This window comes from Pseudoclavibacter soli DSM 23366 (assembly GCF_000423505.1).
In the GTDB taxonomy this organism is placed as follows: domain Bacteria; phylum Actinomycetota; class Actinomycetes; order Actinomycetales; family Microbacteriaceae; genus Pseudoclavibacter_A; species Pseudoclavibacter_A soli.
In genome coordinates this window covers 579,822-600,003 of record NZ_AUIC01000003.1, presented here as the reverse complement: position 1 = coordinate 600,003, position 20,182 = coordinate 579,822, and the positions used below count along the sequence as shown (strand labels likewise).

The 20,182-nt window shown below is 66.8% G+C and carries 14 protein-coding genes and 1 pseudogene; 3 read left to right on the top strand and 12 right to left on the bottom strand.

Annotated features, from left to right (window positions below; translation table 11 throughout):
- Window positions 1–25: 25 nt before the first annotated feature.
- The gene (locus G557_RS0102740; RefSeq protein ID WP_051224243.1) at window positions 26–5,020 is read right to left on the bottom strand and encodes an NAD-glutamate dehydrogenase; all 4,995 of its coding nucleotides are present in this window, start codon (window positions 5,018–5,020) and stop codon (window positions 26–28) included.
- A gap of 182 nt (window positions 5,021–5,202) precedes the next feature.
- On the opposite strand from G557_RS0102740, the gene G557_RS11245 reads away from it, so the two are divergent.
- Window positions 5,203–6,612 carry an MFS transporter gene (locus G557_RS11245; protein WP_051224240.1) on the top strand — a complete coding sequence of 470 codons (1,410 nt, stop codon included), beginning with the start codon at window positions 5,203–5,205 and terminating at the stop codon, window positions 6,610–6,612.
- A gap of 10 nt (window positions 6,613–6,622) precedes the next feature.
- Here the strand turns inward: G557_RS11245 and G557_RS0102730 are convergent, their stop codons facing one another.
- On the bottom strand, window positions 6,623–7,252 hold the full coding sequence (locus G557_RS0102730) for a DNA-3-methyladenine glycosylase I (RefSeq protein ID WP_028244864.1): 630 nt from the start codon (window positions 7,250–7,252) through the stop codon (window positions 6,623–6,625).
- Between the two features lie 89 nt (window positions 7,253–7,341).
- Here G557_RS0102730 and G557_RS13225 point away from each other — a divergent pair, with 89 nt between their 5' ends.
- Window positions 7,342–8,085: a Pr6Pr family membrane protein gene (locus tag G557_RS13225; protein WP_051224234.1), complete on the top strand. Its 744-nt coding sequence runs from the start codon at window positions 7,342–7,344 to the stop codon at window positions 8,083–8,085.
- Here G557_RS13225 and G557_RS13645 read toward each other — a convergent pair.
- The 9 genes and pseudogenes from G557_RS13645 to xseA form a co-directional block, all read right to left on the bottom strand.
- Window positions 8,079–8,165: pseudogene (locus G557_RS13645) on the bottom strand (type II toxin-antitoxin system YoeB family toxin); the annotation flags it as partial. The gene G557_RS13225 and the pseudogene G557_RS13645 sit on opposite strands and share 7 nt — an antisense overlap.
- Before the next feature lie 436 nt (window positions 8,166–8,601).
- Window positions 8,602–9,678: a redox-regulated ATPase YchF gene (gene ychF, locus G557_RS0102715; protein WP_028244863.1), complete on the bottom strand. Its 1,077-nt coding sequence runs from the start codon at window positions 9,676–9,678 to the stop codon at window positions 8,602–8,604.
- 235 nt (window positions 9,679–9,913) lie between these two features.
- The gene (locus G557_RS0102710) at window positions 9,914–10,801 is read right to left on the bottom strand and encodes an endonuclease domain-containing protein (RefSeq protein WP_028244862.1); all 888 of its coding nucleotides are present in this window, start codon (window positions 10,799–10,801) and stop codon (window positions 9,914–9,916) included.
- Window positions 10,802–11,034: 233 nt separating this feature from the next.
- Window positions 11,035–12,357 (bottom strand): RNA 5'-3' helicase PhoH2, encoded by a 1,323-nt coding sequence (gene phoH2, locus G557_RS0102705; protein ID WP_051224362.1) that lies wholly within the window; start codon window positions 12,355–12,357, stop codon window positions 11,035–11,037.
- A 476-nt stretch (window positions 12,358–12,833) separates the two neighbouring features.
- Window positions 12,834–14,225 carry a class II fumarate hydratase gene (locus G557_RS0102700; protein WP_028244860.1) on the bottom strand — a complete coding sequence of 464 codons (1,392 nt, stop codon included), beginning with the start codon at window positions 14,223–14,225 and terminating at the stop codon, window positions 12,834–12,836.
- Window positions 14,226–14,292: 67 nt separating this feature from the next.
- Window positions 14,293–14,967 (bottom strand): carbonic anhydrase, encoded by a 675-nt coding sequence (locus G557_RS11235; protein ID WP_051224232.1) that lies wholly within the window; start codon window positions 14,965–14,967, stop codon window positions 14,293–14,295.
- Between the two features lie 18 nt (window positions 14,968–14,985).
- Window positions 14,986–15,657 carry a DUF4245 family protein gene (locus G557_RS0102690; RefSeq protein WP_028244859.1) on the bottom strand — a complete coding sequence of 224 codons (672 nt, stop codon included), beginning with the start codon at window positions 15,655–15,657 and terminating at the stop codon, window positions 14,986–14,988.
- Window positions 15,650–15,913, bottom strand: coding sequence for an exodeoxyribonuclease VII small subunit (locus tag G557_RS11230; RefSeq protein WP_036960357.1), 264 nt, complete (start codon window positions 15,911–15,913; stop codon window positions 15,650–15,652). The genes G557_RS0102690 and G557_RS11230 overlap by 8 nt, the downstream gene beginning before the upstream one ends.
- Window positions 15,914–15,923: 10 nt before the next feature.
- Window positions 15,924–17,174, bottom strand: a complete 1,251-nt coding sequence (gene xseA / locus G557_RS11225; protein WP_036960353.1) for an exodeoxyribonuclease VII large subunit — start codon at window positions 17,172–17,174, stop codon at window positions 15,924–15,926.
- Window positions 17,175–17,336: 162 nt separating this feature from the next.
- Between xseA and G557_RS0102675 the strand changes: the two genes are divergently transcribed.
- Window positions 17,337–18,350 carry a 4-hydroxy-3-methylbut-2-enyl diphosphate reductase gene (locus G557_RS0102675; protein ID WP_051224359.1) on the top strand — a complete coding sequence of 338 codons (1,014 nt, stop codon included), beginning with the start codon at window positions 17,337–17,339 and terminating at the stop codon, window positions 18,348–18,350.
- A 269-nt stretch (window positions 18,351–18,619) separates the two neighbouring features.
- Here the strand turns inward: G557_RS0102675 and G557_RS0102670 are convergent, their stop codons facing one another.
- Window positions 18,620–20,095: a DEAD/DEAH box helicase gene (locus tag G557_RS0102670; RefSeq protein WP_028244857.1), complete on the bottom strand. Its 1,476-nt coding sequence runs from the start codon at window positions 20,093–20,095 to the stop codon at window positions 18,620–18,622.
- Window positions 20,096–20,182 lie beyond the last annotated feature (87 nt).

The window sequence follows — 20,182 nt, the reverse complement described above, 5'->3', positions numbered from 1 at the left end:
CCTCCCGGCCGAGCGTGTGCCGCGCTCAGAGCACCGTGCGCAGCAGCCGCAAGGCCACCAGCAGCGGCGACGGATCGCCCGCGGGAGCATCGGCCAACCGATCAACTAGCGCATCGACTCGAGCGATCGTGTCGGCGTGCTGAGCCTCCCAGGCGTCGAGCCGGGCATCGGCGTCGGCAGTATCGGGCAGCCCCTGCACCTCAAGCGCGCGTGCGGTGATCTGGCGCAGCACCGCATACACATCTTGGCGCAGTGACGAGCGCGCCAGCGTCTGCCAGAGGTCGCGTCGGGGCAGGCCCGAGACCAGCACCAGCAGGGTCTCGATGCGGTAACGGTGCAGCGCCGCGAACTCGAGCTCTGCGGTGTGGCGCAGCTGCTCTTCGGTGGGATGCTCCACCCTCGCCTCGGTCAGATCGACCACGCCCAACAGGTGCACCTGCTCTAAGGCAGTCGATGCGGCGTCAGCGACGGCGGTGTCGAACCCGGCTGTGACCAGGCGGTCGCGCAGAGCCACATCGTCGGCGGAGGCCGCAGACACCAGCAGCGGGCGCAGGGAGGCGACTGCGTCGACGTAGCGGGCGCGGGCATCCGTGACGTCAAGGTCGGCGCCGTGCTGCTCGATGATCAGCCGCACCGCGCGACCGAGCGCACGCTTGAAGCACACCAGCACTTCGTCTTGCGCAGCGACGGCCACCACGTTGTCGGTGGCGCGTACGCGGGCATAGAGGTCGTCGACGGCGAAGACCTCGCGCACCACAGCCCAGGCGCGCACCACTTGCGCGGGTTCGACACTGGTCTCTTCGATCACGCTGAATGCGAAGTGTGCACCGCCGTGGTCGACGATGTCGCCCGCCAGCACGGTCGCGATGATCTCGCGAGCCAATGGATGCGCGCGCAGCCGAGTGCCGTACCGTGCGGTGATCTCTGGCGGAAAGTAGGCGTCGAGCAGTGGAGTGGTCCAAGGTTCGTCGGGGATGGGCGAGTCGATGATCTGCTGCTTGAGCGTGATCTTGGCGTAGGAGATCACCGTCGACAGCTCGGGGGAGGTGAGTCCCTGACCTGCCTCGATGCGCCGAGTGAGCTCGGCATCGTCGGGCAGGTGTTCGAGCTGGCGGTCGATCACCCCGGTGTGCTGCCACTGAGCGATCTGGCGCTGGAAGTAGGGCACCAGCTCGGCGACATCGCGTTCGAGGCCGAGCAGTCGGTTCTGCCGGTAGTTGTCGTCGAGCACGAGGGCCGCGACCTCGTCGGTGATGCCGGCCAGCAGCTGGTTGCGCGCCTCGAACGAGATGACCTCGCCGGCGTCGTCGGGGCCAGCCAGCAGAATCTTCAGGTTCACCTCGTGGTCGGAGGTGTCGACGCCGGCCGAGTTGTCGATCGCGTCGACGTTCAGACGCACGCCGTGGTGTGCCGCCTCGATGCGACCGGCTTGGCTGAACCCGAGGTTGCCGCCTTCGCCGACCACGCGTGCGCGAAGCTGAGCTCCGGTGACGCGGATCGCATCGTTGGCGCGGTCGCCGATCTCGGCGTCAGTCTCTTCGCTGCCGCGCACATAGGTGCCGATGCCGCCGTTGTAGAGCAGGTCGACCGGGGCCGTGAGAATGGCCCGGATGAGTTCGTCGGGGGTGAGCTCGGTGGGAGCCTGATCGCCGGTGGGCAGACCGAGCACCTCGGCGACCTCGGGGCTGATCGGCACAGCCTTCGAGCGCCTGGAGTACACGCCCCCGCCGGTGCTGATCAGGTCGGCGCGGTAGTCGGCCCATGACGAGCCCGGCAGCTCGAACAGACGCTTGCGTTCGGCCCATGCGGCCTCGGCGTCGGGGGCCGGATCGAGAAACACATCGCGGTGATCGAACGCCGCAACCAGCCTCACCGAGTGGCTCAGCAGCAGTCCGTTGCCGAACACATCGCCCGACATGTCGCCGATGCCCACCGCAGTGAACGGATCGGTAGCGACGTCGACGCCGAGTTCGCGGAAGTGGCGCTCGACTGAGGTCCAGGCGCCGCGCGCGGTGATGCCCATCGCCTTGTGGTCGAAGCCGTGTGAGCCTCCCGAGGCGAACGCGTCGTGCAGCCAGAAGTCGAACTCGTCGGCGATGCGGTTGGCCACGTCAGAGAAGCGGGCGGTGCCCTTGTCGGCCGCCACCACGAGGTAGGGGTCGTCGGCATCGTAGGCGATGACGGATGGCGGGCGCACCACGGCCCCGGAGCCATCGCGGTTGTCGGTCACCGCGAGCAGCCCGCGGATGAACAGCTCATATGCATGCTGCCCGGCCGCGGCCCACGCCGCGCGATCTGTCGCAGGGTCGGGCAGACGCTTGGGGAAGAATCCGCCCTTGGCGCCGGTGGGCACGATCACCGCGTTCTTGACGATCTGCGCTTTGACCAGGCCCAGAATCTCGGTGCGGAAGTCTTCGCGTCGGTCAGACCAGCGCAGCCCGCCGCGGGCCACCTGCCCGAAGCGCAGATGCACGCCCTCGACCTCGGGGGAGTAGACCCAGATCTCGTGCAGCGGCACGGGCTTGGGCACACCCTGGATGCGGCGGGGCTCGATCTTGAAGGTCAGCTGCGGCTTCGGGGCGCCGTCGGCGTCGAACTGGTAGGCATCGGTGCGCACGGTGGCCACGACCGTCTCGGTGAGACGGCGCAGCACGGTGTCGGTGTCGAGGCTGGTTACCGCAGTCAGCTGCTGGGTGATGCGGTCGACCACCTGTTGGCCGGCCGCGCGCCGCTGGTCGAGATCGAGCCCGGTGGCCGGGTCGAACGACACTTCGAACAGCTCGATCAGCGCGAGCGTGATCTCGGGGTGTGCGACCAGCGTGTCGGCGATGAATCGAGTCGAGAACGACAGTCCGATCTGGCGCAGGTAGCGCACATAGGCGCGCAGAATGCCCACTTCGCGCCAGGTCGCCGTGGTCGTGGTGATCAGGCGGTCGAGTGGGTCAGACTCGACCCAGCCCACCCAGGCGGCGGCGAAAGCCTCGGCGATGTCACCGGCGAGCACATCGAAGGTGTCAGGTGCGCGCACGCCGAAGTCGTAGACGTAGGCCACGCGGGGCGCATCGCCCTCAGCGCGGGCCGGCAGGGCGATCACATAGGGGTGCTCGTTGATCACCTCGACGCCGAGATTCGTCAGGATGGGCAACACTTCGCTCAGCGTCACGGGCTGGTCGTGGAACAGCTTGATGCGCTGCCCGCCCTCGACATCGTGATACAGCCGCAGCGACAGCCGGTCGGCGAATGCGATGGCTGAGGGCGCCGGAGTGCGCTGCTCGCCGGCGCTCACCGTGCGGGCGGGTTCGGCGCCCTCGCCCACGACAGTCAGGATGTGAGGCAGGTCGGCGATCGCGTCGGCAGGCGCGAACGCCTCGCGGTACGAGTCGGGAAACGCGCCGCGCAGGCTGGCAGCCTGAGCGATGCCCTCGAACTGGCCCCGGGCATCCGTCAGCTGCTCGGTGAGCTGGTCGTTCCACGAGCGTGCCGTCTCGACGATGCGGCGGCGCAGCTCGACCGCATCGACCTCGGGCAGGCGCTGCCCCGAGGGCACCCGGGCTACGAAGTAGAGCCGGGCCAGCGGCGAGTCGGAGACGCGCGACTCGTGCTCGACATACGAGGCACCATATGCATCGCGCAGCAGGTCGGCGATGCGCACGCGCACCTTGGTGTTGTAGGTGTCGCGAGGCAGGTAGACCAGTGCGGTCACGAAGCGCTCGTAGGGGTCGGTGCGCACGAACACCCAGGAGCGGCGGCGCTCGGCCAGCTGTCGGATGGCCAGCACGTTGTGCCGCAGGGTGGCGGCGTCGGCCTGGAACAGCTCGTCGCGCGGGTAGTTCTCGAGAATCGCGAGCACGTCGCGGCCGTTGTGGCTGTCGGCGCGGAACCCGCTGCCCTCGAGCACCTCGCGAACCTTGCGGTTGACCACTGGAATGTGCTGCACCGACTGCGTGTAGATCGACAGGGTGAACAGGCCGAGGAATCGGCGCTCGCCGTTGACCTGGCCGAACGCGTCGAACCGTTTGACGCCGATGTAGTCGAGAAATGCGTCGCGGTGCACGGTCGAGCGCGAGTTCGCCTTGGTGATGATGAGCACCGCGCGCTCGCGGGCCTTCTCAAGGTTTTTGCGGCGCAAAGGCTTCGGCTGCGGCGTGGGTGCGTCGGATGGCCGGCGGAACAGGCCGAGCCCCGAGCCGGCCACCGCCTGCAGTGCATCGGTGCCATCGTCGAGGGTGACCAGGTCATACTCTTGGTATCCGAAGAAGCTGAAGTTGTCGTCGAGCCAGTCGAGAAAGTGCGAGGCCTCTTCGGCGCGGTCTTCGAGGCCGTAGGGTGCGTGTGCGGTGAGCTCGGCGCTGATGCGCTGCGCTTGGGCGCGCATCTGCGGCCAGTCGGCATTGACCTCGTCGACGTCGTGCAGGGTGCGGCGCACCGCGGTGACTAGCGCCTCGCGGTCGGCCTCGTCGGGCACGATGCCGGTGCGCACGTAGACCCATGACTCGATGTCGACCTCGTGCCCGGGCACCGGCAGCACGAGCGCCTCGGTGCGAGGCTGACCGGCTTCGAGCGGGCTCGCGATCGCGGTGGCGGTGCCCTGGGCATCACGAGTGACCACAAAGGTGGGGTGCACCACCGACTGCACCTCGATGCCGCTAATGCCCAATTGTACGAGAACCGAGTCGACAATGAAGGGCTTGTCATCGGTGACGATGAGCAGCTCGCCGCTGAGTTGGCCGCGCGCATCGGCCACGGTCGTGTTGGCGAAATGCACGAGCGAGGTGCCCGACGGCCGCTCGGCCCCGATGCCCAAGTGATCATCGACCACGGCGGCCAGCAGCGGAGCGCCGATGGTGGCCAGGTCTTCGGTGCCGAGGGCACGAGTGTATCGAGCCAGCAGGCCAGCCAAGTCTGGCACTGAGGCGGGGGCGACCAGGGCATCCTGCGCGCCGCGCAGCACCCCCTCGCGCGGCTGATCGCCGCTGGCGGCCGCGGTGGATGTGACGGGAACCTCGCTGTTATCGCTCACGTTCTCAGCCTATCGAGAATGGGGGCAGAGAGCGGGCTCATGACGCGGTGATATACGGTCTGGGCGGTGATAGACTGACGGCTCCTGTCGGGCCGGTCGGCTCGAGTGGCCAGACGCATTTCGACGCGGTCCGAGGCTGGAAACCTCCAGCGCACGCATCTCGCAATCCCCGGAGGCTCTTCATGACTGACGTGTCTGACGCTCGCTCGCGCTGGCTGCCGTTGGCGGTGATCGCGATGACGCAGCTGATGGTGGTGCTCGACGGCACCATCGTCAACATCGCGCTGCCGCATGCCCAGGCCGAGCTCGGGCTCACCGACCTGCAGCGGCAGTGGGTGGTCACGGCCTATGCGCTGGTATTTGGCGCGCTGCTGCTGCTCGGCGGGCGCATCGCCGACTACTGGGGGCGCAAGCGCTCCTTCTTGGTCGGCATGGTCGGGTTCGCCGCGGCCTCGGCGTTCGGCGGTTTCTCTCAGAGTGCGGGCGAGCTCATCGCCGCGCGTGGGTTGCAGGGGATGTTCGCGGCGCTGCTCGCCCCCGCGGCACTCGCACTGCTGACGGTGACGTTTCCGAGTGGCCGGTCGCGGCAAATCGCGTTCGCGGTGTTCGGGGCGGTGGCCGGCAGTGGGGCGGCGGTCGGGCTGCTGCTCGGCGGTGCGCTGACGCAGTTCGTCTCGTGGCGCTGGTGCCTGCTGGTCAACGTGATCTTCGCCGTGATCGGAGTGATCGGCGGGCTCACCCTGGTCAAGGAGAGCCGGGCCGAGGGCAGCCACCGCTACGACTTGTGGGGTGCGCTTGTGATCTCGCTCGGTCTGGGGTCGCTCGTGTATGGGTTCACGTTGGCCGAGAGCAGCTGGACCGATTGGGGCACCCTCGGGTTTCTGGGGGCCGGTCTCGTGCTCATCGGCGTGTTCGTGGTCATCGAGGCGAGGGTCGAGAATCCACTGCTGCCGCTGCGCATCGTGACCGATGCCACCCGTGCCGGCGCATTCATCGTGCAGGGCATCGTCGGCACCGTGCTGATCGGTTCGATGCTGTTCATCACGCTCTACCTGCAGGGAGTACTCGAGTTTTCTCCGTTGCAGACGGGGCTGGCCACCATCGCCATGTCGGGCACCACGCTCGCCTCGACGCCCCTGCTGACCCGGTTGATCGGGCGCCTGGGGGCGCGTCGTTTTCTGATGATCGGGCCACTCGTGGTGGCGACAGGGCTCGTGCTGCTGTGGGCGCGCATCACGCCCGAGGCCAGCTACTGGACGCAGGTGATGCCCTCCCTGCTGCTGATCGGCATCGGCATGGGATTCATCTTCGTGCCCCTGCAGAACGTGGCGCTCACCGGAGTGGCGCCGCACGATGCCGGGGCGGCCTCGGCCCTGGTGAACTCATCGATGCAGATCGGCGGGTCGATCGGGCTGTCGGTGTACTCGGTGATCGCCGCCCGTGTGCTGGCGGCCGCCGACCCCGCGGTGCCGATGGCTGACTCGCTCACGCATGCGTACAGCTTGGTGTTTCTTGCCGCGGGAGGGTTCATGGCGCTGGCGTTCCTCACGGCGGCGCTGCTGATCCGACCCGGGCGCGAGACCGCCCGCTGAGCGGCTCCGTTCACTCGGGCCAGAGCCCGGAGCAGCCACGCCGGTGAGAGCCCAGCAGATGGGTGTCGACGATGCCGATCGCCTCCATCAGCGCGAACATGGTGGTCGGCCCCACGAACACGAAGCCCTCGGCCCGCAGCGCGCGGGCCAGCGCGGCAGACTCGGGGGAACGCGTCGGCACCTCGGCCTGGGTGCGCGGTCGCGGAGTGTCGTCGGGCCGGAACGACCAGACGAGCGCGGCCAGCCCACCACGATCGCGCAGGCGCACCGTGGCCCGGGCGTTGGTGATCGCCGCAAGGATCTTCGCGCGATTGCGCACGATGCCGGGGTTCGCGAGCAGACGGTCGACAGCGGCCTCGTCGTAGCAGGCCACCCGATCGGGGGAGAACCCGGCGAAGGCCTCGCGAAACGCGGGGCGCTTGCGCAGGATGGTCGCCCACGACAGGCCGGCCTGAAACGCCTCCAGCGTGAGGCGCTCGTACACACCCTGCTCATCGCGCACGGGCAGTCCCCACTCCGTGTCGTAGTACTCGCGCAGCAGCGGGTCGCTCGCCGCCCAAGTCGGGCGGGCCAGCCCGTCGGAGCCGACGACGAGGCCGTCTTGGGAGTCGGTGCGGCTGGTGTTCTGCGGCTGTGGCATGGCATCCATGGTGGCAGAGGCGACGGGGGCGTGCTAGTCGGCACCAGACTGCTCGGTGATGCACAGGTGCGAGCGGTAGTGTCGGTGAAATGCCGCTCATCGCCAGCCGTCCTGCCTCCGCCGTGTACAAGAGTCTGCTCAGCCTGATCGGCTGGGTCTCGATCATCGCCACGACCGGGCTGCTCGACGGCCGTGCGTCGTGGAGCGCGCTCGAGATGTTCACCACGCAGAGCAACATCCTGTGCACGCTGTACTTCACCGTCGCCACCGTGCGACTGTGGGCCGGGCGGGATGCGGTCGGCCAGCCGTTCGCGCCCGTGGTCAAGGGCATTGCGACGATGGCGGTGACCATCACGTTCCTGGTGGCCTGGCTGGTGCTGCACATGTCGGTGAGCTTCGGGTCGGCGGCCGATGCCTCCCTGCTGGGCCTGCACGTGGTGGTGCCGTTGATGGCCGTTGCCGACTGGGTGCTCTTCGACGCTCCCGGGCGGCTGCGCTGGCGCGACGCGCTGCTGTGGCTGATCGCGCCGATGCTCTACCTGGTCGAGTTCGCCGTGGTGCTCGCGGCCGGCGGCAGCCTCGGCGGTGGGGCTGGTATCGCGCCTGATGGCGCCGGCGCTGGAGCTGCTGGTGCGGCTGGTGCGGCTGGCGGCATGGCGCGCACCTCGCGGGCGCCGTATCCGTTTCTCGATGTCGACTCGCTCGGTGTGGGGCAGGTGGTGCTCAACGTGGCCGCGCTCGCGGCGGGCATCGTGGTGCTGGGCCTCGCGGCCATCGCGCTGGATCGGTGGCGCGGTCGGCGGGCGGCGGGGAGCCCCCAGCCAGCTCAGTAGTGGTAGCGCGCCTGGAAGATCACGAGGTCGTCGCCGTTCACGAGGTACACCAGCCGGTGCTCGTTGGTGATGCGGGGTGATCTGCACGATCTGCTCACCGGAGGCATCCTCGGCGCAGTCGAGCTCGTAGTGGCTCTGCAGATTGAGCCAGAACTGCACGGACGTGCCGAAGTACTTCATGAGAACCTCACCGGGATGGATCGGCGTAGGTTTGTCAGTGGTAGTCAACAATCTCCAACTCCTCCGGGCCGGTGTCCGTCCATATGAAGCAGATGCGCCATTGTTCGTCGATGCTGGCTGTTCAACTCGGCCACCCTTGAGCAGCTCGAGCCGGCTGTCAGGGGAGCTGTCGTCGACCACCACCGCGGATCCCACCTGACGAAGCTTGCGCTACGCCACCCGCTGAATCCGCGGATCGAGGGACGGCACTCGCTCCTGACGCCACAGCAACTCGATGTCTTTGCTGCCGAACGATCTGATCACACCGCCGGCACATAACGGAACGTGTCAATAACGCTATACGTTAAACCGAAACTCGACCACGTCGCCGTCTTGCATGACGTAGTCTTTGCCCTCCATGCGCACCTTGCCTTGGGCCTTCGCCTCGTTGTGCGAGCCAGCGGCGTCGAGGTCATGGAACGAGACGACCTCGGCCTTGATGAAGCCCTTCTCGAAGTCGGTGTGAATCACACCTGCTGCCTGGGGCGCGGTCCAGCCTTTGTGAATCGTCCAGGCGCGAGCCTCTTTGGGGCCAGCGGTGAGATACGTCTGCAGGCCGAGTGCTTCGAAGCCGATGCGGGCCAGCTGGTCGAGGCCGGATTCTTCTTGACCGAGGCTGGCCAACAGTTCCTGTGCCTCCTCAGGCTCGAGGTCGATGAGCTCGCTCTCGGTCTTGGCGTCAAGGAAGATCGCCTTTGCCGGGGCGACCAGCGCTTCGAGTTCGGCGCGACGTTCGGCAGAGGTCAGCACCGATTCATCCACGTTGAACACGTAGACAATGGGCTTCGAGGTGAGCAGGCCGAGCTCTTTGAGCTGGTCGAGGTCGAGGCCAGTCGCTGTCGACAGGGGCTTGCCCTCGTCGAGGTGTGCTTTAGCTGCCAGCGCGGTGTCGAGTACAGACTTGTCGATCTTGCGGCCCTTCACCTCTTTCTCGTAGCGGGTGATGGCCTTGTCGAGAGTCTGCAGGTCAGCGAGCACGAGCTCGGTGAGAATGGTGTCAATGTCGCGTCCGGCATCCACCGAACCGTCGACGTGCACGACGTCGGGGTCGCTGAAGCCGCGGCTGACGAGGGCGATCGCGTCGGCCTCGCGGATGTTCGCCAGGAACTGGTTGCCCAGCCCCTCGCCCTCGCTGGCGCCCTTGACGATGCCGGCGATGTCGACGAAAGACACCGGCGCGGGCAGAATTCGCTCGCTGCCGAAGATTTCGGCGAGGCGGTTGAGGCGCTTGTCGGGGAGGCTGACCACCCCCACGTTCGGCTCGATGGTGGCGAACGGATAGTTCGCCGCGAGCACGGAGTTCTTGGTCAGTGCATTGAAGAGGGTCGACTTGCCCACATTGGGGAGTCCCACGATTCCGATAGTCAGCGCCACGAGGGACAAGTCTAGCTTGCCCGGGGTGCGCCGCAGGGGTGAAAGCCTGCCGTAGGGGTGAGTGTGCTTCACCCCTATGGCATAAATCCGCGATTCTTCACCCCTACGGGGGTGCCAGAGATGGGACAAAGCAGGCTGGTAGTCCAGCTGAGGGTGGGGTGGCTCGGAAGAGTCAGGTCAGACCCTGTGGTAACAGACCGGCGCGGCATGCGCCTGCCATATCTGCGACCAGCCCCTAGGCGGTGCGCAGCAGCAGACCGGGGCAGAACCGGGCGAGCAGGGTTTCGATGGCTTCGAGCACCAGATCCCAGTGCTCGATGACCTGCTGATATGAGAAGCGCAAGGGGATGAGGCCGGCGATCGCGGTTCGGGCCGCCTTGGCATGGTCTTTGAGGTATTGCAGAGGGTCGCCATGGTGACGGCCGTCAAGTTCGAGGGCGATGAGGTCTTCGATGACGATGTCGACGCGCTCGTTGCTGTGCAGCCGGAACTGGATTTTGACCCGATACCCGCGAAGGGTGAGCCAGACCCTCGGGTATGACTCGATGATGGACTCGGAGTCGGCATCGGTGAGAGATTCGATCTTGCGGCCTCGAGCGGTGGCCTGCAACGCTTCACGGATGAGCTGCTCGTCGAGGTGGTCGTGCGGGGCGAGGGTTTGCGCTCGAGCGGCATGGAGCATTCCGTCGGCCACAACCACGGCGTCGGGGAGGTCGAGGGTTCTGACGCAGTGCTGCAGCGCCATGCGCCACGGGGCCACACCAAACGGGGCTACCGCTCGCATGGCTCGGCCGTATTCTTCGTGCACGCGCGCATTGTGCGCTTGTGCCAGCAGCGATCCGCGGGTTGGGTGATGCGAGAACCGAACGATCTGCAGCTGTGCGCCCGGTGGCACCCAAGCGCCGTGGCGGCGCAGAGCATGCGGGCCAGAGAGAGCTCCGCCGAATCTGATGGCGCGCACGACGTCTGGGTCGGCTTCGGGGGTGGCGTACCAGCCTCGGCGAAGCTGGCTGAGCATGCCGCGACGCAGCACGCGTGAGATGACTGCGCGGTCTGCGCCGTGCTGGTCGAGCCAGGCTGGCGTGACGACTCCAGTGGGGATGCGGTTCAGCACTTCTTGCATGAGAACAGGCTCGCCGAGTCGAGCGTGCCGAGGCGAGTGGGGCGGGCAGTATGTGGACAGATTCGGAGAAAATGTCGCCTGTGCAGAAACGGTGGCGGGCCGCACCTCAGCCATACATCTGGCCAGCACTGAGGCACAGCGTGCCGTAGGGGTGAAAGATCGCGGGTTTGTGCCGTAGGGGTGAAGCAGGCTCACCCCTACGGCAGGCTTTCACCCCTATGGCGCAGCCCGGGCTACATACCGCCCAGCAGATCGGTCACCAGAGCCGCGATCGGGCTGCGCTCGCTGCGGGTGAGCGTCACATGCCCGAACAGCGGGTGACCTTTGAGCTTCTCGACCACCGAGGTGATGCCGTCATGGCGCCCCACGCGCAGGTTGTCGCGCTGGTTGACGTCGTGTGTGAGCACCACGCGAGAGTTCTGCCCGATGCGGCTGAGCACCGTCAGCAGCACGTTGCGCTCGAGCGACTGCGCCTCGTCGACGATCACGAATGCGTCATGCAGCGACCGGCCGCGGATGTGCGTCAGCGGCAGCACCTCGATGAGGTCTCGCGCGATGATCTCGGTCATCACCTGCGGCGAGACCACGGCACTGAGAGTGTCATAGACCGCTTGGCCCCACGGGTTCATCTTCTCGTCACGGTCGCCGGGCAGATAGCCGAGCTCTTGACCGCCAACGGCATACAGCGGCCGAAACACCATGATGCGGCGGTGCTGATCGCGCTCGAGCACAGCCTCGAGCCCAGCGGCCAGCGCCAGCGCCGACTTGCCGGTGCCCGCCCGTCCGCCGAGCGAGACGATGCCCACACTCGGGTCGAGCAGCAGATCGATGGCCAGCCGCTGCTCGGCGCTGCGCCCGTGCACCCCGAACACGTCGCGGTCGCCGGCGATCGCCTTGACCTGTCCGTCGGCGAGCACGCGACCCAAGCCCGACCCGCGCGGTGACTGCAACACGAGCCCGGTGTTCACCGGCAGCTCGGCGGCCGCATCAAGATCGACCGTCTCGTCGTCGTAGAGCTCGCTCATCTGCTGCTCGCTGATCTGCAGTTCGGCGATGCCGGTCCAGCCGGTGTCTGAGACCTGCTCGGCCCGGTATTCGTCGGCGGCGAGCCCCAGCGCCGAGGCCTTCACGCGCATCGGCATGTCTTTCGAGACGACGGTCACGTGCGCGCCCTCGTTCGCGAGGTTGCGCGCGACGGCAAGGATACGCGAGTCATTGGTCGACCCGGCTGACTGGAATCCGCTCGGCAACACTGCCGTATTGGAGTGATTCAGCTCGATGCGCAGCGACCCGCCCACATCGCCGATGGGCACCGCGATGTCGAGCCGCTCGTGCTGATCTCGCAGCGCGTCGAGATTGCGCAGCGCCTTGCGTGCGTAGTACCCGAGCTCAGGGTGGTGCCGTTTGCCCTCGAGTTCGGTGATTACCACGATCGGAATGATCACCTGATGCTCGGCGAACTTGAAAATGGCGTCGGGGTCGCTGATCAGCACCGAGGTGTCGAGCACATAGGTTCGCTGTGCGGTGTCGGGCAGAACGCCGAACTCGTCGGCGATCTCAGAACGCGTGTCAGTGCTCGTCGTCTCGACGGCTGCTGACGAGCGCGTCTTCGGCTGGTGCGGTGTGCGACGAGTGGAGGTGGTGGCCACGATGACTCCTCAAACTGCTGGCTGTGCCGAGCGAGGGGGCCGACCTCCTTTCGGGAGGGGCTGGCCCATCCCGCACCGATCGGTTGACCGGTTGCTTGGAGCCTATGTCAGGCGTGCGCCGCCACCGTGCATTGCGGGGCGCGCGCCGGTTACGAGTGTGTGAACGGTTGCGAAACGGGCTCAGCGGGCGAATGGATGCGCGCGCGGCCACCGCCGCACCCTCGCCTCGTGATGCCGAACAGCTTGCCCCTCACGCGCGCGCCGTTGCGCAGAAACCCCTCAACAACGCGCTCGTCAAGAGCATGCAGAAAAGGGGCGGGCCGCATGCGGCCCGCCCCTCAACTCTGGATCAGCGGGTTACCGCTGAAAGAGTCTGGTCGCGATCAGAGGTTCGGTGAAGTCATCGACAGCACGTCGAGAGCCTTGTCGAGCTGCTCTTCAGTGATCTCTCCGCGCTCGACGAAGCCGAGTGCGATGGTCGCCTCGCGCACGGTGAGCTTGTTGGCCACCGAGTACTTGGCGATCTTCGCGGCTGCTTCGTAGCCGATGATGCGGTTGAGCGGGGTCACGATCGAAGGCGACGACTCGGCCAGCTGGCGAGCTCGCTCGACGTTGACCTTGATGCCGTCGACGGTCTTGACTGCGAGCAGGTGGGTTGAGTTGGTCAGCAGGCGGATCGACTCGAGCAGCGCGTTGGCGATCACCGGGATCTGCACATTGAGCTCGAAGTTGCCCGAGGCGCCGGCCCACGTGGCGACGGTGTCATTACCGATCACGCGCGAGGCCACCTGCAGCACGGCCTCGGGAATCACCGGGTTGACCTTGCCGGGCATGATCGACGAACCGGGCTGCAGATCGGGCAGATGCAGCTCGCCCAGGCCCGCGTTGGGGCCTGACGACGCCCAGCGCAGGTCGTTTTGGATCTTGATCAGGCTGACCGCGATGGTCTTCAGCGCGCCCGAGACCTCGACGAGCGCATCACGCGCACCCTGGGCCTCGAAGTGGTCTTTGGCCTCGGTGATCGGCAGGCCGGTGTCATCGCGCAGCAGCTCGATGACCTGCTGCGGAAAGCCCTTCGGCGTGTTGATGCCGGTGCCGGTGGCAGTGCCGCCCAGCGGCACCTCGGCCACGCGAGGCAGCGCGGCTTCAACGCGCTCGATGCCGAGGCGGATCTGGCGGGCGTAGCCGCCGAATTCCTGGCCCACGGTCACCGGGGTGGCGTCCATCAGGTGCGTGCGGCCGGCCTTGACCACATCCTTCCACTCGGTGGCCTTGGCCTCGAGCGAACGAGCCAGCTCGTCGAGCGAGGGAATCAGATCTTCGAGCAGTGCACCGGTGACGGCCACATGCACCGACGTGGGGAACACATCGTTCGACGACTGCGACGCATTCACGTGGTCGTTGGGGTGCACGGGCTTGCCGAGTGCGTCAGAGGCGAGCGTTGCGAGCACCTCGTTGGTGTTCATGTTCGACGAGGTGCCCGAGCCAGTCTGGTATACGTCGATGGGGAAGTGACGGTCGTATTCGCCGGTGACCACTTTGTCAGCGGCGTCTGCGATGGCCTGGGCGACATCGTCGTCGAGGATGCCCAGCTTCGCGTTGGCCAGCGCAGCGGCCTTCTTGATTCGCGCGAGTGCCGCGATGTGGCGGCGCTCTAGGCCGGTGCCCGAGATCGGGAAGTTCTCGACGGCACGCTGGGTCTGGGCACCATAGAGAGCGTCGGCCGGAACCCGAACCTCTCCCATGGTGTCGTGCTCAATGCGGTATTCGGTCACGGTGACGCCCCTCTTTCTGTTGGGTGTTTGGTGCTGAATTTCAGCGCGGTTGGATACAGGAGTCAGGTCAGTGGGAAAGCTCACGTCGGGCAGCGCGCTCGTCGAGGCCCAGGCCGAGGCCGCGGTCGGTGAGTGTGCGCACCCGTGCGGTGCTCAGGTCGTAGGTGATACCGATCACGGCGGTGGTGCCCTGGCCGACTGCCGCGGCGATGAGCTCAGAGCGCTCCATGATGGCCTGCACGGTGTTCTCGACCTGCAGCTCGCCGATGTGCTCGGGAGTGGCATTGCCCTCTCGGGTGGCCTGCTGCACAGCCGGTTTGATGCGGTGCAGCAGCTCTTCGAGGAAGTAGCCGGGAGGGGTCGGCTGTGCCGGGTCGGCCGCAGCGATGGCACCGGCGATGGCGCCGCAGTGCTCGTGACCCATCACAACCACCAGTGGCACGTGCAGCGAACCGACGGCGAACTCAAGTGAGCCCAGAATGCTGGTGCCGATGACGGCGCCGGCATTGCGTACCACGAACAGGTCGCCGAGGCCGGCGTCGAAGATGATCTCGGCGGGCACGCGGGAGTCGCCGCAGCCCAAGATCACGGCCTTGGGGCTCTGCCCTTCGAGCAGCTGCTGGCGGCGTGCCTCGTCACGGTGGGGGTGCAGGCATTGTTCGGTGGCAAAGCGGTCATTGCCGGCGAGCAGCTCGCTCCACACTTCGGCGGGCGTCTTGGCCTGACTGATCTGCTCGTTCATGACTCTCCTTTGTGCCGGTCACGATGCCTCGGAACCGGCTCCCATCGACGTGAGTGTGGCGGTCACCAGCTGCGCGAACTCGTCGTCATCGGCCGTTCCGTTGAAGATCAGTGTAGTTCCATCGACGTCTGCCGTCAGCGCGTAATCGCTGCGGCCGGCGTAGTCGGAGTCGTCGCGCTGGTCGTAGACGGTGAACTCGACGCCGTCGATGGTCGTGGTGCCGGTGGCCTTGCGTGGCGTGAGCTGCTGCACCTGCCAGGTGGCGTTGACCTCAGACGACTGCGTGATCGAGATGAACTGTTTGTTCGGTGTGCGCAGCCCGACGTACCAGACGTCGAGGCCGGTGTCGGTGTCGGGCGTGTAATCGGCGCGGTTGGCGATCCAGCGGTCGTCGACGTCGGGCACGGCCAGAGTCATCGCGGCGCTGTCTTGCAGCCCGTCGGCGACCTGATGGAAGTCGACGGTGCTCAGCCGCGACGAGTCGTCACGGGGCACCGCCACCAGCAGCACGACCACCACGCCCAGGCAGGCGAGCAGCGCGATGAGCAGGTTGCGCACAGTCTGCTTGGCACGCCGCTGTTTGGCCGCGAACTCTTGCTGCTCGCGGGCGATGTCTTCGGCGGAGCGAGCCGCAGGCTGTGGCTCGACCGAAGGGGCCTGTGCCGACTCGTCGACCGGCGCCTCAGGCATCAGCGTCGCTTTCGTCGGCTGCGGCACGAGCCTGCGCGGTGCGCGCGCTGGCCGTTTGCGCAGCCTCGAGCCGCTCGCGAGCGCCGGTGAGCCATAGTTCGCAGCGGTCGGCCAGCGCGGTGCCGTGCTCCCAGAGCTCAAGCGACTCTTCAAGCGTTGCTGCCCCCTGTTCGAGGCGTGCCACGGTGTCGGCCAGCTGGTCGCGGGCTTGTTCGTACGAGAGGTCGGCGACCTCGGTCGCGTAGTCATGTGCCATGGTGATCAGTCTATTTCTTCTCGAGGGTGTGGTCGCTGGTGGCGTTGACGGTGGCTGCGATGCTGCCGGCGGCCAGCAGCACCGACACATGGTCGCCGGTGGATGCCCGGCTCGCGTCGGTCAGCACATGCCCGGCTTCGTCGCGGGCAATGGCGTAGCCGCGCTGCAGCGTGGCCTGAGGTGACAGCGCCACTAACTGCCCGCGCAGTGCCGAGATGCGACTGCCCTCGCGCTCGACGAGCCGGCTGAACAGCTCGGTGGCACGGTCGCGGTCGCGGTTGGTCTGCTCGGCGCGCTGCTGGATGATCCATTCGGGTGCGCGCAGCACAGGGCGGGAGCGCAGCTGGGTGAGGCGGTCGGTCTCGATGCGCACGAGACCGGTGACGGCGGTGAGCAGTCTGGTGCGTGCCTGGGCGGTGCGCAGCAGCTCGTCGGAGACATCAGGCACCACGCGCTTGGCCGCATCGGTGGGGGTGCTGGCGCGCAGGTCGGCTACCTCGTCGAGCAGCGGGCGGTCGTTCTCGTGGCCGATCGCGCTGACGATCGGTGTGGTCGCGGCGGCCGCTGCGCGCAGCAGACGCTCGTCGCTGAAACCCAGCAGATGCTGAAAGTCGCCGCCGCCGCGCGCAATGATGATGACCTCGACCTCGGGGTCGGCGTCGAGGGTCTCGATGGCTGCGACCACCTGCTCTGGCACGTGCTCGCCCTGCACTGCGGTATGAATGGTGCGGAATCGCACGGCCGGCCAGCGCAGGGCGGCGTTGCGCAGCACGTCTTTCTCGGCATCGGAGTTGGCCCCGGTGATCAATCCGATTAGACCGGGCAGAAACGGTAGTGGATGCTTGCGAGCGGCATCGAAGAGACCTTCTTCGGCGAGCTGGCGGCGCAGCCGCTCGAGCCGCTCGAGCAGGTCGCCCAGCCCCGCATGCCGCAGCGCCTGCGTGACAAAAGTGAGGGAGCCTCCTTTGGGCCAGTAATTGGGGGCGAACAGGCCGATGACGCGGTCGCCGGCGCTGAACTCGGCCAAATCGATGCGCCGTGCGGTTGACGACCAGATGGCGAAGCTGAAGGTGGCGTCTTGTTCGAGGTCTTTGAGCTTGCCGAAGACGTTGCCGCCGCGCACATTCCATTGAGTGATCTCGCCCTCAACCCAGATGGCACCCAAGCGATCGATATACGTCTTGAGCTGCTGGCTGACCCGCGCCACCGACCAGGGCGCGTCGGCGGTGGCTGGGCCGTCGGCCGGTGCGTGTTCGCTCATGCAGGACCTCTCGTCTTCTGGGCAGGCGCGGGCTCAGCGGCGTCGATCAGGCTGGGTGCACCTGCTCACGGTTGGCAACCGTATCATGGAGGTGTGACATCATCCGTCGGCGCGAACGCATCGTCGGCACCAGACAGCAAAGTCTTCGTGCCCACGCCCCATGTGCCCGCGGCGACCCGCAGTGCCGCACATGTTGAGCCCGGCCGACGCGTGCTGCTCGCTGCACCCCGTGGCTATTGTGCCGGAGTCGATCGTGCGGTTGTGGCGGTGCAGAAGGCTCTAGAGCTGTACGGTGCACCCATTTATGTGCGCAAGCAGATCGTGCATAACGTGCATGTGGTGCGCGAACTCGAGGCCCAGGGCGCGGTGTTCGTCGATGAGCTCAACGAGGTGCCCGCCGGTGCACGCGTGGTCTTCAGTGCGCACGGAGTGTCTCCGGCGGTGGTGCAAGATGCGCAAGATCGAGACCTGACCGCCATCGATGCCACCTGCCCTCTGGTCACAAAAGTGCACCGCGAGGCGCGACGATACGCGAAAGCCGACTACGACATCCTGCTGATCGGGCATCGCGGGCACGAAGAGGTCGAGGGCACCGCGGGCGAGGCTCCAGATCGCGTGCAGATCATCAACGACCCGAGTGAGGTCGACAAAGTCACGGTCACCGACCCCGAGAAAACCGTGTGGCTGAGCCAGACCACGCTCTCGGTCGACGAGACCATGCAGACGGTCGAGCTGCTGCGCGAGCGATACCCGGGCATTGTCAGCCCGCCAAGCGACGACATCTGCTACGCCACGCAGAATCGGCAGGTGGCCATTAAGAAGGTGGCTGCTGAGTCTGATGTTGTGATCGTGGTGGGGTCGGCGAACTCGTCGAACTCGATGCGCCTGGTCGACGTGGCGCTCGAGCACGGTGCCGACGCCGCCTATCGGGTCGACTACGCCAGTGAGATCGACCCGGCCTGGCTCGAGGGGGCAGGCACTGTCGGGGTGACCTCTGGCGCATCGGTGCCCGAGGTGCTGGTCGATGGGGTGCTTGCCACACTGGCCGACGCGGGGTTCACCGATGTTGAAGAGGTGCGCACCGACACCGAAGACCTGATGTTCTCGCTGCCCAAAGAGCTGCGTCGCGACCTTGGTGCGGCCGACGAACGCGCGTTGGGCGGGCACGCGCGCTAGGCGCGCGTCTGCCTGTGCCGAATTGCCCAGTGATCGCCTGACCTGCACGACCACTGAGGTGCGATAGGCGCCATTTCTCGTGCCACGCCGCGGGCCGACTCGCGCGAGACGCGAGTGCTGCCGGTGACCACTGGGCAGGAAGGTACAGCCCCACGAGCCACGAAGTTGCAGAAGTGCAAGCGTTGCATGCGATCACTGGGCAGCAAGGTACACGACGCAGAACGCCGCCTCCTGGTTGGGAGGCGGCGTTCTGTGCTGGTGCCCGGCGACTACGCCTGCGGGGTGGCCTCGGGGGTGCTGGCAGTGCCGGCAGCGGCCGGGCCAGTGCCGGCAGCGGCCGGGCCATTGCCCGAGCTGCGCCGGCGCCGGCGACGGTTGCGCTTGGGCGCGCCGTCGGCTGCGGCGGTCTCGCTCTGCGCCTCACCATGCTGCTTGTGCTGGCCCTCGCTGCGTCCGCCGCGACCGTGCGAACGATCACCGCGGCGCTCGCCGCCCTTGTTGTTGCCGCCGCGACCCCGGCCGCGCCCCTTGGCATGGTCGTCTTTGGTGCGGCTGGTGGGCTTCAGTCGCCCCTTCACCGACGGGTCGATGTGCAGGTCGGTGAACAGGTGCTCTGAAGTGGAGTACGTCTCGGTGGGCTCGGGCTGACCGAAGTCGAGGGCCTTGTTGATCAGTGCCCAGCGGGTCACGTCTTCCCAGTCGACGAAGGTGACGGCCACGCCGTGCTTGCCAGCGCGCCCCGTGCGGCCCACCCGGTGCAGGTAGTCTTTCTCGTCTTCGGGGATGCTGTGGTTGATCACGTGTGTGACGTCATCGACGTCGATGCCGCGGGCGGCGACGTCGGTGGCCACGAGCACATCGGCCTTGTTCTCACGGAACTTGTTCAGGTTGCGCTCGCGCTGCTCTTGGTTGAGGTCGCCGTGCACGGCCACCGCGTTGAACCCGCGGTCGATCAGCTCATCAGCCAGGCGGCTCGCAGCGCGCTTGGTGCGCGTGAAGATGACCACCCGGCCGCGGCCCTCGGCCTGCAGGATGCGCGCGATGATCTCATCTTTGTCGAGCGGGTGCGCACGATAGACGAAGTGGTCGATATTGGCCTGGGTGAGCCCCTCGTCGGGGTCGACGACCTGTACGTGAATCGGGTTCGACATGAACCGACGGCTGAGCGTGACGATCGCGCCGGGCATGGTCGCCGAGAACAGCATGGTCTGGCGCACCTCGGGCAGCTTGGCGAAGATGCGCTCGACGTCGGGCAAAAAGCCCAGGTCGAGCATCTTGTCGGCTTCATCGAGCACCACGAAGCGCACCTGGCCGAGCTGCAGAATGTGCTGCTGGTTGAGGTCGAGCAGGCGGCCAGGGGTGCCGACGACGACCTGAGCGCCGTCGTTCAGTGCGGCGATCTGCTCGTCGTAGGCCTTGCCGCCGTAGATGGCGGCGATCTTCACGTCGGGGCGGTGCGTGGTGGCGGCCACGAGGTCTTCGTGCACCTGCTGAGCCAGCTCACGCGTGGGCACCACGATAAGCGCCTGTACATGGGCGTCGGGGTGCTCGCCGAGCTCTTGCAGCAGCGGTAGGCCGAAGCCCAATGTCTTGCCAGTGCCGGTCTTGGCCTGGCCGATGATGTCGTTGCCCTTGAGGGCGAGGGGAATGGCCTGCTCTTGGATGGGGAAGGCCTCGGAGAAGCCCAAATCGTTGAGGGCTGCGACGAGCGAATCGTCGATGTTCAGTTCTGCAAAGGTGGTCACGTGTGTGGATTCTTTCATCTGCGCGCCAGAGAGACGACGCCTCACAGGGCGAGGTCACGGCGCTGTCTGCACTGCCTCGGACTCGAG

What these genes read in the sequence shown, in the direction of transcription:
- G557_RS11245 (WP_051224240.1), top strand. Translation starts at nt 5,203, where the DNA reads ATGACTGACGTGTCTGACGCTCGCTCGCGCTGGCTGCCGTTGGCGGTG.
- G557_RS0102730 (WP_028244864.1), bottom strand. Translation starts at nt 7,252, where the DNA reads ATGCCACAGCCGCAGAACACCAGCCGCACCGACTCCCAAGACGGCCTC.
- G557_RS13225 (WP_051224234.1), top strand. Translation starts at nt 7,342, where the DNA reads ATGCCGCTCATCGCCAGCCGTCCTGCCTCCGCCGTGTACAAGAGTCTG.
- G557_RS0102710 (WP_028244862.1), bottom strand. Translation starts at nt 10,801, where the DNA reads ATGCAAGAAGTGCTGAACCGCATCCCCACTGGAGTCGTCACGCCAGCC.
- G557_RS11235 (WP_051224232.1), bottom strand. Translation starts at nt 14,967, where the DNA reads ATGAACGAGCAGATCAGTCAGGCCAAGACGCCCGCCGAAGTGTGGAGC.
- G557_RS0102690 (WP_028244859.1), bottom strand. Translation starts at nt 15,657, where the DNA reads ATGCCTGAGGCGCCGGTCGACGAGTCGGCACAGGCCCCTTCGGTCGAG.
- G557_RS11230 (WP_036960357.1), bottom strand. Translation starts at nt 15,913, where the DNA reads ATGGCACATGACTACGCGACCGAGGTCGCCGACCTCTCGTACGAACAA.
- xseA (WP_036960353.1), bottom strand. Translation starts at nt 17,174, where the DNA reads ATGAGCGAACACGCACCGGCCGACGGCCCAGCCACCGCCGACGCGCCC.